We start from the raw sequence: 10553 nt of genomic DNA on the forward strand, positions 1-10553 counted from the left end.
GCCTTTTCTCAGGTTTTCAGGGTCTGGTACAGCAATGCCGTTTCTGGCAGGGGCGTCAATCCCAGGGGGTGCAGGGCGTCCAGCAGTTGCCCGTACACGCGCTGAATGGCGGCGGCATTCCCGGATTTCTGGTGCAGCCGCATCAGTGTGCGGGCAGCGGGTTCGTGCGCCGGGTCGAGGCTCAGGGCACGTTCAGCGGCGGCGCGGCTGGCCGCCGGGTCGCCCTGCGTGCGGGCCAGTTCGGCTTCCTCGGCCAGCGCCTGCGGCAGGGCCAGGGCGTACTGCCGCGCCGCCGCCTGCGCCGCTGGCAGGTCGGATTCCGCCATGTCCGGCGGCAGGGTCAGCAGCCTGGGCAGCCGCTCGGGCGAGCCGGGCGACGCCTGCAGGGTGGCCCCTGCCTCCCACAGGTCGACCCGCAGGTCGGGCGTGCGGCGCAGTCTGAGCCAATCGCCGCGTTCCAGGAAGGTGCCGCTGGGGGCGCCCTGCTCCAGCACCTGCGCCAGGTACGTAAAGAGCGCCGCCAGTTGCACGTCTCCGCCGTCCAGGTCGCGCAGTGTACGCAGGTTCACGCGGCCCTGCGCGGTAGCCTGTACCAGGTAACGCGCCGCGATGGGCCAGCCTTCCGTCAGGGCGTGCGCCATCCGGACCTCGGCCGGGGTGGGGTGCTGCCCGTGGGCGCCGAACAGCTCCGCCAGTTCTTCCGGCGTGAAACTCAGGTCGGCGCTGCTGAGGGTAGTGACGATCCCGGCGGCTTCCAGCGCCACCCGCGACAGCAGGGCCACGTGCCCCTCGCCGCAGTCGAGCAGTTCGCGCAGCATGGGGGCCAGCAGGGGAGAGGTCAGGTAATGCGCCTCGTCGATCACCAGCCAGGCCTGCGCCGCGTGCAACACGTCCGCCGTACGCGAAGCCACCCGCACCGGCGACGCACCCTGTTCCAGCCAGCGGCCTGGCGCGTGCCCCCCCGGCAGGTGAGCCACGGCCAGCGCCAGGCCCGCCGCCAGCACCTGTGGGTCGGCGTCGTCAGCGTCCAGCGTCAGCCAGGCCACCGGCCAGCCGGTGCCGGGCAGGGTGGCCGCCAGCGCCGTCGTTTTGCCGTAGCCGGCCGGGGCAGTCACCACCAGCAGGGTCGTGTTCAGGGCGTCCACCACGCGTGGCCGGGCCAGCGCCCCGCGCGCCGCCGGCCAGTGCGTGCGGCGGGCCGACGACAGTTCGCGCCAGTTCAGGGTCATTGCCCCGATGCTAAGCCAAACGGGCTGGCCGGCGCTGATGCCCGGCTGAGGAACGGCGTTGAGGAACAGGAGGGGGCAGCCTGTTCTCGCGTTTACACCGTCCTCGCGTTTACAGCGCCAGGTACGCTTCGCGCACCGCCGGGTCGTTCAGCAGTTCCTGCCCCGAGCCTTCCTTGATGACCTGGCCGTTTTCCAGCACGTAAGCGCGGTGGGCCAGTTTCAGGCTGAGGCCCACGTTCTGCTCGACCAGCAGCACGCTGACGCCCTCGGCATTTACGGCCTTCAGGGCCTCAAACACGGTCTGGGTCATCAGGGGCGAGAGGCCCAGGCTGGGTTCGTCGACCACCAGCACGCTGGGGCGGCCCATCAGGGCGCGGCCCACCGCCACCATCTGCTGCTCGCCGCCTGACAGCGTGCCCGCGAGTTGCCCGGCGCGTTCCTGAAGGCGCGGAAAAAGCGAGTAGACCTGCGCCAGCGTCTGGCGCTGCGCGGCCAGGGCTTCAGGCCGCATGCCCGCCCCCAGTTCCAGGTTCTCCAGCACCGTCATCAGCGGGAACAACTCGCGCCCCTCGGGTACGTGACCCAGCCCGCGTTTGACCACCTGGCTGGGTTCCGCGCGCGTGATGTCCACCCCGCCCAGCCTGATGCTGCCCGCCGTCGGCTTGACCACGCCACTCACTGCCCGCAGCGTCGTGGTTTTCCCCGCACCGTTGGCGCCGATCATGGCCACGAATTCGCCCGGCTCCACCCGTACCGAAACGTCCCACAGCACCTGAACTTTGCCGTAGCCGGCGGCGAGGTGCTCGATGGTTAAAGCCTGTCCCTGGGTCATGCCTGTAACTCCGTTTCGGTGCCCAGGTACGCGCTGACGACCTGGGGATTGCGGGTGACTTCGCGGTAGGTGCCCTCGGCGATGACCTGGCCCTGATCCATAACGACCACCCGGTCGGCCAGGTCGCGCACGACCGGCATGATGTGCTCGATGAACAGCACGCTGATGCCGCTGCCCTGCACGCTGCGCACAAGTTGCACCGCCTCCTGCGCTTCGGCGGGGCGCAGGCCGGCCATCACCTCGTCGAGCAGCAGGACTTTGGGCTGCGTGGCCAGGGCGCGGGCGACTTCCAGGCGCTTGTCCTGAAGCAGCGTGAGTTCGTGCGCGGCCTTGTCGGCGTGCGCGGCCAGGCCGGTGCGCTCCAGCAGGTCGTAGGCCAGGTTGCGCGCCTGCGCCAGGTTCGCGCCCGGTTTGCCGAACAGCGCGCCCACCGTGACATTCTCGTGAACGGTCATTTCCGGAAAAGGCCGCACGATCTGAAAGGCGCGGCCCAGGCCCAGGTGGCAGCGGTGCTCGATGGGCTGATCGGTCACGTCTGATGCGCGACGTGAGCCGCAGCGGCGGGCTGGAGGGGGCGCTGCGCCTGATTACCTATTTCGGGCTGGGCAGCGACGGCCTGGAGCACCTGTTCCGCGCCGCCGACTTCGGCGTCTACCTGCGCTCGCGCTCCGGGGCGGCCAGCCTGGCCCACACGCTGGAAATCGGGAAGCTGGTGGCCACCTACGACCTCGAAGGCATCACCGCCCAGGACGACCTGTTCGCCCGCTGGCGAGACCTTGGCCTGCGGCTCCTGACCATGAACGTGCCCGGTGACCAGTTCTTCCCCGCTGCCGAAATGCGCGAATTTGCCCGCGCCTCGGCCGGGGCCGGGGTCGACCACACGCATGTGGAAGTGCCGTCCGTCCTGGGTCACCTGGCGGCCCTGATGGAAACCGAGAAGTTCGCGCCGCATTTGCAGGCGCTGCTGGACACGCCCGTGCCGGAGGCGGCGCATGCCTGAACGCACCCTGGTCGCCGTGCACGGTAACTTCGCCTCGGCGCGCTGGTGGCACGACCTGATCGGCGGCCCGCCTGCCGGGTGGCGCGTGGTGGCCCCGAACCTTCCCGGCTTTGCCGGCACGCCGCACACCGGCGAGGTCGGCATTCCCGCCTACGCCCGCTGGCTCCGCGCCTGGCTGGAGGAACAGCACATCCTTCGCCCGGTGCTGCTCGGCCACTCGCTGGGCGGCGCCGTCGTCATGGAACTGGCCCAGCAGTCCCCGGCAGAGGTGGCGGGCCTGATCCTGGCCGCCAGCAGCCCCCTGGGCGGCCTGGTCACCCCCGAGGAGAATTACCCAGTGCTGGAAATGATGCGCAGTCAACCGGCCCTGCTGGAAATGAGCCTGGGTGCGCTGTTTCCTTCCGGTCGGCCCGCGAATTTTCCCGATCTGGTGGTGGACGGCGGGCGCATGGCTGCCACGCACTACAGTGGCAACGCCCGCGCCCTCAGCGCCTGGCGCGTCAACCCTGAACAGCTGCGCGGTCTTCCCACGCTGGTGCTGGGCGGCGGGCTGGACGCCCTCGTGACCCCCGATATGGTGCGCAGCCAGGCGCAGGCGCTGGGCACCCAGGCTGGCCTGTTTCCCGGCCTGGGCCACGGCTTCCCGCAGGAGAACCCGGCGGCCCTGCGCGCGTGCCTGGAACACTTCCTGCACACCCTGCCTGAAGAAGCCTGAAAATTCCCTTTTCTCGGGAGCATTTCGGCTGGGGCAGGGGAGGTCTGTATCCTGTGTGTCATGACTGAGCTTGCTCCCAGCGTGCCTCTTCACCTTCTTTCCATTCAGTCCTGGGTGGCTTACGGTCACGTGGGGAACGCGGCGGCCATGTTTCCGTTGCAGCGCCTGGGGTTCGAGGTGTGGGCAGTCAATACCGTGCAGTTCAGCAACCACACCGGATACGGCGCGTGGACCGGCATGGTGTTTCCGGCGGAACTGGTGGGCGAACTGCTTGACGGCATCGAGGCGCGTGGGGCGCTGCCCGACTGCCACGGCGTCCTGAGCGGCTACATGGGCAGTGAAGGCACGGTGGACGCTGTGGTGAAGGCGCTTGGCCGCGTGCGGGCGGTCAACCCGCAGGCGCTGTACTGCTGCGACCCGGTGATGGGCGACGTGGGACGCGGCGTGTTCGTGCGCCCGGAACTGCCGGAACTGATCGCCGCGCACGCCATTCCGGCTGCCGACATCGTGACGCCCAACCAGTTCGAGCTGGAGTTGCTGACTGGCCTGAAGGTGGACACGCTGGAGCACGCGCTGAAGGCGGCCCACACCCTGCGCGAGAAATTAAACCCGGGCGGGCCGCGCATCGTGGTGGTGACCAGCCTGGTGCGCTCGGACGCGCCGCAGGGCGTCATCGAGACGCTGGCGGTCACCGGGAACGGCGCGTGGCTGTGCCGCACCCCGCTGCTGCCACTCGACCCGCCCAGGAACGGTACCGGGGACGCCATCGCGGCGCTGTTCTATGGCCAGTACCTCAAGACGGGCAGCGTGCCGCAGGCCCTGAGCCTGGCCATGAGCAGCCTCTACGCCGTGCTGAAAGTAACCCACCAGCTCGGCACGCGCGAAATTCAACTGGTGGCCGCGCAGGATGAACTGCTGCGCCCCAGCGAGGTCTTCGAGGCCGAGCAACTCGGGTAAGTCTCCTGGGTGCAGTAAGACCGACCCCGTCCCCCAGTATGGGGGATGAAATCCGACTGGAAGGAGCAGGAGAAAATACAGGTTCCGGGAGATGTACCCATAGGCAGTGCCTTCCCGACTATGGGGGAATTGGACGGAATCCGTATAAGACTGCTGTGCCAGTCACTTTTCAGAATGGACTGGAGAGAAGCGCCCATGAGCAACGAAGATTTTGCCCGTAACCCCAACACCCCGCCCGAAGCCCTCGCCATGCTCAGCACGTCCCCCAGTGCCGCCGTGCGCCGGCTCGTCGCCCTGAACCCCAGCACGCCGGTGCCGGCCCTGCGTTTTCTGGCCGCCGACGAAGACCGGGCCGTGCGCGAGGCGGCCGCTGGCAACCCCAGGACGCCTGACGACGCTTTCGCGGAAGTGCCGCCGGCCCCTGCCTCCTTGACGCTCAACCCGGAAATCGTTCCGGCATCCTTCATTCCCGCCTCGGAGGTTCGCCAGTCGCCCTCGCTCTGGCAGCGTCTTCTGGCTCTGCTGGGCCGGCGTTAGTTCTCGCTGCCGGACGTGATGGTCTGGCAGCGCCGCGCCAGTTCATGAAAAGTGGCGTGGAGTTCGGGCGGCGAGTCGATTCTGAAATCGACATTCAGGCTCAGCAGAAAAGAGGCGAAACTCAGCAGTTGCTCGCGCTGGCCGCGCAGGCGTGTGCCCCCGGCCTCGGCGGTGATGTCGCTCATCCACATGGACACCAGGCCGCGCAGGGTCTCGGGCGGGGCGTCCAGCCACACGTCCACCAGGTAACTGCGCGGCGTGGGGTGCGTAGAGCGCAGGTAGGCCAGTGCGTCGAACTCCGGCAGGTCGAACACGTCGTCCAGCAGCGTGACGGTGTGTATACGGTCGACCCGAAAAGACCGCAGCGCCCCGCGTTTCAGGCACAGCCCCACCGCGTACCAGCGCCCGTCGAAGTGCACCACGCGGTACACCTGCACGTTCCGCTGCGACTGCTCGGCCTTTCCGGAACGGTACTCCATGCAGATCACGCGGGCTTCACGCACCGCCTGCATCAGCACCGTCAGTTTTCCGGCGTTGGTGTTCACCACCCACGGCGAGGCGTCGAGTTGCACGACCTGCTCCAGTGCCGTGACCTCGGCCCGCAGGTTCTGCGGCAGCGTCCGCGCCAGTTTTGCGCTGGCCGACTGCGCGGCGGGCGTCAACTCGCTGAGGCCCACCAGCCGCAGCGCGTGCAGCCCCAGCGTCAGGCTCAGGGCCTCGTCCGGCGTGAACATCAGGGGCGGCAAGCGGAACCCCGGTTTCAGGCGGTAGGCGCCGCCCACCCCGCGTTTGCCCTCCACCGGAATGCCCAGATCCTGAAGTTTCATGACGTACCGCTGCACCGTGCGCGGGCTGACTTCCAGCCGCCGCGCCAGTTCTGCGCCGGTGATTTCCTCGCGCGCCTGGAGCAGTTCCAGCACGGTCAGGACGCGCAGCGAGGGATCGTAGGTCATGGCGGGGACTCAGAATAGAAAAAAGGAGGATGTAAAACGGCGAGAGAACAAAAGATTTCGGCGGCAGGGCGGCTACTCCGCGCGACTGGCTGGACTCCCGTTTCGCCGACCTGGGGCAGCGTCCGCCGGAGACTCATAGCCTCAGCCTACACCCGAAATACGACACATCCTGACTGCAATTACATTTACGCTCTGAACGTAAGGAGGAATTGAAGATGACCCACCCCGTAATCGTTACCCCGTCCACGTTCCTGAGCCACTGGCAGGGGCACCGCGCCCTGACCCGCCGCGTGATCGAGGCCTTCCCCGAGGACAACCTGTTCACCTACACCGCCGCGCCGCCCATGCGCCCCTTTGGCACGATGGCCTGGGAAATCCATCAGGTCAGCGAACTGACCCTGAATGGCCTGCTGACCGGCGAGTGGACGGAGCCCGACTGGCGCGAAGGCGCCAGCACGGACCGCGCCAGACTGCTGCGCGAGTGGGACGCCCTGAGTGCCCGTCTGGAGGCCGAATTCCCCAACGTCGATCTGAACTTCTTCGAGCAGACGCACCGGCTTCCCTGGGGCGAAATGAGCGGCTGGGCAGCGACCATCTACACCATCGACAACGAAATTCACCACCGGGGCCAGGGCTACGTGTACCTGCGCGCCCTGGGTATCGAGCCGCCCGCCTTCTACGAGAGGTGAAGGTCGTGACCGACCACCTGCTAAGGCCCGCACCGCTCCTGAAGCATGGGCAGGGCCACCGCGCCCAGGGGGAGCTGCGCGAACCGAGCATCACCTCTCCCGGCTTCTTCAACCGCGCCTGATATGGAATTCACCGCCGAACTGTTTCAGTGGCGCGGCCCTGCTCCGCACTACTTTGTCAGCGTGCCTGACGATCTGAAAGGTGCCCTCAAGGCCGCCTCGAAACTCGTCACCTACGGCTGGGGCATGATTCCTGTGACCGTCGGCATCGGTGGGGCCGAGTACGATACGTCCCTGTTTCCAAAGGACGGCGGTTATCTGGTGCCCATTCGCGCCGACGTGCGCCAGGCCGAGGCGCTGGAAGAAGGCCAGCGTCTGACTGTGACCCTCGATATTCGCACTGGGAAAGCTATGCGGGGCGTGCGGCGTATGAAGTGACCCACCCGGCCTGAATTTCTGCGCGCTGGAGGCAGGCCTGTCACATCTGGAAGACATTCACCTCTTCCGTGAACTGAAGCCCCCGCGCTGGCAGCGGGCCCTGCTTGAACCGCCCTCCACCCATCCGGAGGGGGCCGAGCAGGAACTTCAGGCCCTGCTGAACGCCCTGGGCACACCCTGGCTGGATGTACCCACGTTATTCATGGCATGGACGACGTCACCTGGCCGCTGCTGCGCCGCGCCGCCCGGATCACCGGAGCCAGCCGGATCGGCTTCGAGGACGTGCTGACGCTGCCGGACGGGCAACCTGCCCACAGCAACGCGCAACTGTACCAGGCGGACTGGCGACTGATGCAGGAGGTTCCTTTATGACTCACACGGCAAAAGGCACGTTTCAGATCGGCATGCGACCAGCTGAGGCGTCCAGCACACAACTGGGCCGCATGACCTTCGACAAGACCTGGGACGGCGACCTGCGCGGCGAAAGCGTGGGGGAAATGCTGTCCATCGGTGACCCGAAAAGCGGTACAGCGGCCTACACCGTGCTGGAAGTGTTGAATGGCAGGCTGGGCGGGCGGCACGGCAGCTTCGCGTTTCACCAGTACGGCACCATGCTCGCTGGTCAACTGGCCCTGACTTACGAGATCGTTCCCGGCTCGGGCAGCGGCGAACTGACGGGCATCACGGGTGAGCTGAAATTGACCGTCGTGGACAGGGTTCACTGTTACGAACTGGAATACCGATTCCCGGAGTGAAGGCGTATGTCAAAAGTGGATTTCAAGAAGGAACTGAAGCACCTGTACCAGCCCAGCGCTCAGGAAGTCAGTGTAGTGGACGTTCCCGCCATGTCATTCCTGATGATCGACGGCGCGGGTGATCCGAACGGAACTCCGGCGTATACGGAGGCGGTTTCGGCGTTGTTCGCGGTGTCGTACGCGCTGAAATTCCGGGTGAAGAAGGGCGAACCTGGACTCGATTACGGCGTGATGCCTCTGGAGGGCCTGTGGTGGGCCGAGGACATCACGACCTTTAACACCAATGACCGCCGCGACTGGCAGTGGACGATGATGATCCGGCAACCCGACTTCATCACGCCTGACCTGGTGGAGGCAGCCATGGCACAGACGCGCGCGAAAAAACCGCTGAACGCCCTGTCCAGGCTGCGTTTCGAGCCCTTCACCGAAGGGAAGGCCGCGCAACTGCTGCACGTCGGGCCATTCAGCGAGGAAGGGCCGAAGATTCGGCGTATTCATGATTTTATCGTTCAGCACGGAAAACTGAGCGGCAAACACCACGAGATTTACCTCAGTGACATCACGAAAGCCGCGCCGGAAAAATGGAGAACCATTCTCCGGCAACCCATGACCTGCCAGGAGACGCCGTGAACACCCCCGAAATGTACGACTACCTCATGCGCAGTCGCCGCGACCTGTGGGCCGCGCTAGAACGCCTTCCAGACGAAGTTCTTTCCCGCAATCTGCTGAACGGCGAGCGGTTCCGTTGCATCAAGGATCTACTGTTTCACATGGCCGAGGTGGAGGATGGCTGGACGCACCTTGACCTGCAAAACCAGCCCGCTGTTCAGGAACAGTTCCCCGACGTACAAGGCCGCGCCTTTTTCGGTGACGTGCCGCTGGCAGACATCCTCACTTACTGGCGGGCGGTGGAGGCCGACACCCTGCGTTACCTGGGCACGCTGACTGAAGCAGAAGCCGCCCGGAAGGTCGCCCCGGACGACTGGCACGGTGTTCAGTTCACGGTGGATGGCCTGCTGTGGCACGTCTTTATTCACGAGGTCAGGCATTCGGCGCAGATCACGGCCCTGCTCCGCACGCAAGGCATTAAACCGCCCTGGCTGGACTTCCTGATCTACCAGCTTCCGCCCGAAGCGAAGGCCTTCGTGACCCGTGACCCTGACGGCGCGTGAACAGATTGGAAGCCGTCTTCTGTTTGGGCCCCCCTTCACCGAATTCTTTGCCGATAACCCGGAAGTGCGGGGCGGCCACCTGTTCGGCTTCAGCTGCCTGAAGGTGTATGGCAAGGTGTTCCTTGACGTCCTGCCGCCGTGTCGGGCGACGAGACTGCCGGCTGGCAGGGCTTTGCTGCTGTGATACAGGGAGGGGTTCCGAATCAGAGGCTTACTTGATGAGATCGAGATTCTTGAGCAGGGCCGGAATGACGCTTTCCTGATATTGCACGTACCGCTTGAAAGAAGCCACGTCCATGTAGTTGTTTTGCCACTTGTTCTGCGAAAGTACCCGCTCCCATTGCGGGGTTTTCACCATACGCGCGATCTGTAATTCAAGGCGAGTTCTCTCGTTACTGCTGATGCCGGCCGGAGCCACCACCCCGCGCCAGTTGGCAATCGACACGTTCACGCCTTTTTCCTTGAGGGTAGGAGCATCGATACCGGGGAGGCGCTCATCCGCCAGGACGGCCAGCACGCGCAGGGTCTTGTTCTTCAGCAGATCGTCGATTTCGGTGTGCCCAGTGCTGACGACATCTATTTCACCGGCCAGCAGGGCTTTGGCGGCCTGCATCCCCCCGGCGGAGGGAATAAATTTCATGCCCTTCAGCGGAAGGCCCAGTTCCTGCGAAAGCTTGGCGAAGGCCACATGTCCTGTGCCGCCGAGGCTGCTCCCGCCAAAACGGACGTTGCCAGGATTGGCTTTCAGTGCGGCAATTAGATCCTCAGCGGTCTGAAATCTGGAATTGGCAGGAACGACCAGGACGTCATTCTCGGAAACCAGCGAGGCGATGGGGGTCACATCCCTGGAGAGGAGGAGGGGGCTGGCGTTAAGGGGAATACCTGCGACCATCACGAAACCGGTTACCATAAGTTTTGCGTTCTGGCCCTTCCACTTGGTGAATTCATTGAGGCCAACGGTGCCGGCTTTGCCTGGCACGTTGATGATCGTTACATTCTTTTCGCGCCCAGTCTGCATGAGGGTATTGGCAATCCCATGGGCCAGAAGATCCCAACCGCCTCCCGGTGAGGACGGAGCCATAATCGTCATTGGGCCCTGCTGGGCGGAAGCCGCCGAGAGGAATGTGAGGGTACAGAGCATACCGATGAACGGCGATTAGGGGTTGACAACGAAGGGCGGAGGTGCGAAGCGTAAGTTGTAGGCGGCAACGATGAGGGCCACCTTCAAGCGTAAGGCCGTCCAGGTTTTCACCTGCCCCCAACGCAATCCGCGCCC

General features: G+C 65.4%; 16 protein-coding genes. 11 read left to right on the forward strand and 5 right to left on the reverse strand.

Annotated elements, in window-relative coordinates; genetic code table 11:
* Positions 1-8: 8 nt before the first annotated feature.
* The 3 genes from E5Z01_RS09065 to E5Z01_RS09075 all read right to left on the reverse strand — a co-directional run bounded on the left by E5Z01_RS09065 (position 9) and on the right by E5Z01_RS09075 (position 2594).
* Positions 9-1229, reverse strand: coding sequence for an AAA family ATPase (locus E5Z01_RS09065; RefSeq protein WP_135229060.1), 1221 nt, complete (start codon positions 1227-1229; stop codon positions 9-11).
* Positions 1230-1338: 109 nt separating this feature from the next.
* On the reverse strand, positions 1339-2061 hold the full coding sequence (locus E5Z01_RS09070; protein WP_135229061.1) for an ABC transporter ATP-binding protein: 723 nt from the start codon (positions 2059-2061) through the stop codon (positions 1339-1341).
* The gene (locus tag E5Z01_RS09075; RefSeq protein ID WP_240738265.1) at positions 2058-2594 is read right to left on the reverse strand and encodes an ABC transporter ATP-binding protein; all 537 of its coding nucleotides are present in this window, start codon (positions 2592-2594) and stop codon (positions 2058-2060) included. Before E5Z01_RS09075 ends, E5Z01_RS09070 begins: the two co-directional genes overlap by 4 nt.
* Positions 2595-2599: 5 nt before the next feature.
* Here E5Z01_RS09075 and E5Z01_RS09080 point away from each other — a divergent pair, with 5 nt between their 5' ends.
* From E5Z01_RS09080 to E5Z01_RS09095, 4 genes are all read left to right on the forward strand, one after another.
* Positions 2600-3061 carry a hypothetical protein gene (locus E5Z01_RS09080; RefSeq protein ID WP_135229062.1) on the forward strand — a complete coding sequence of 154 codons (462 nt, stop codon included), beginning with the start codon at positions 2600-2602 and terminating at the stop codon, positions 3059-3061.
* Positions 3054-3776 carry an alpha/beta fold hydrolase gene (locus E5Z01_RS09085; RefSeq protein WP_135229063.1) on the forward strand — a complete coding sequence of 241 codons (723 nt, stop codon included), beginning with the start codon at positions 3054-3056 and terminating at the stop codon, positions 3774-3776. The genes E5Z01_RS09080 and E5Z01_RS09085 overlap by 8 nt, the downstream gene beginning before the upstream one ends.
* Positions 3777-3836: 60 nt before the next feature.
* Positions 3837-4733, forward strand: coding sequence for a pyridoxal kinase (gene pdxY / locus E5Z01_RS09090; protein WP_135229064.1), 897 nt, complete (start codon positions 3837-3839; stop codon positions 4731-4733).
* Between the two features lie 195 nt (positions 4734-4928).
* Entirely contained in the window at positions 4929-5270 is a 342-nt protein-coding gene (locus E5Z01_RS09095) for a hypothetical protein (RefSeq protein WP_167757842.1), read from the forward strand.
* On the opposite strand, the gene E5Z01_RS09100 is transcribed toward E5Z01_RS09095, so the two are convergent.
* Positions 5267-6223, reverse strand: coding sequence for a helix-turn-helix transcriptional regulator (locus E5Z01_RS09100; RefSeq protein WP_135229066.1), 957 nt, complete (start codon positions 6221-6223; stop codon positions 5267-5269). The genes E5Z01_RS09095 and E5Z01_RS09100 overlap by 4 nt on opposite strands.
* Positions 6224-6438: 215 nt before the next feature.
* Here E5Z01_RS09100 and E5Z01_RS09105 point away from each other — a divergent pair, with 215 nt between their 5' ends.
* The 7 genes from E5Z01_RS09105 to E5Z01_RS09135 all read left to right on the forward strand — a co-directional run bounded on the left by E5Z01_RS09105 (position 6439) and on the right by E5Z01_RS09135 (position 9461).
* Positions 6439-6912: a DinB family protein gene (locus tag E5Z01_RS09105; protein ID WP_135229067.1), complete on the forward strand. Its 474-nt coding sequence runs from the start codon at positions 6439-6441 to the stop codon at positions 6910-6912.
* A 123-nt stretch (positions 6913-7035) separates the two neighbouring features.
* Positions 7036-7350 carry a DUF1905 domain-containing protein gene (locus E5Z01_RS09110; RefSeq protein WP_135229068.1) on the forward strand — a complete coding sequence of 105 codons (315 nt, stop codon included), beginning with the start codon at positions 7036-7038 and terminating at the stop codon, positions 7348-7350.
* Positions 7351-7557: 207 nt separating this feature from the next.
* Complete coding sequence (locus E5Z01_RS09115) at positions 7558-7722, forward strand: 3-keto-5-aminohexanoate cleavage protein (RefSeq protein WP_135229069.1); 165 nt, start codon at positions 7558-7560, stop codon at positions 7720-7722.
* The gene (locus tag E5Z01_RS09120; protein WP_135229070.1) at positions 7719-8105 is read left to right on the forward strand and encodes a DUF3224 domain-containing protein; all 387 of its coding nucleotides are present in this window, start codon (positions 7719-7721) and stop codon (positions 8103-8105) included. The genes E5Z01_RS09115 and E5Z01_RS09120 overlap by 4 nt, the downstream gene beginning before the upstream one ends.
* A 6-nt stretch (positions 8106-8111) precedes the next feature.
* Positions 8112-8735, forward strand: coding sequence for a GyrI-like domain-containing protein (locus tag E5Z01_RS09125; protein ID WP_135229071.1), 624 nt, complete (start codon positions 8112-8114; stop codon positions 8733-8735).
* Positions 8732-9277: a DinB family protein gene (locus E5Z01_RS09130; protein WP_135229072.1), complete on the forward strand. Its 546-nt coding sequence runs from the start codon at positions 8732-8734 to the stop codon at positions 9275-9277. Before E5Z01_RS09125 ends, E5Z01_RS09130 begins: the two co-directional genes overlap by 4 nt.
* Entirely contained in the window at positions 9258-9461 is a 204-nt protein-coding gene (locus tag E5Z01_RS09135; RefSeq protein ID WP_135229073.1) for a hypothetical protein, read from the forward strand. Before E5Z01_RS09130 ends, E5Z01_RS09135 begins: the two co-directional genes overlap by 20 nt.
* A 27-nt stretch (positions 9462-9488) precedes the next feature.
* Here E5Z01_RS09135 and E5Z01_RS09140 read toward each other — a convergent pair whose 3' ends face one another.
* The gene (locus tag E5Z01_RS09140; protein ID WP_135229074.1) at positions 9489-10418 is read right to left on the reverse strand and encodes a Bug family tripartite tricarboxylate transporter substrate binding protein; all 930 of its coding nucleotides are present in this window, start codon (positions 10416-10418) and stop codon (positions 9489-9491) included.
* Positions 10419-10553: the final 135 nt, after the last annotated feature.

It is taken from the genome of Deinococcus fonticola, assembly GCF_004634215.1.
GTDB lineage: Bacteria > Deinococcota > Deinococci > Deinococcales > Deinococcaceae > Deinococcus > Deinococcus fonticola.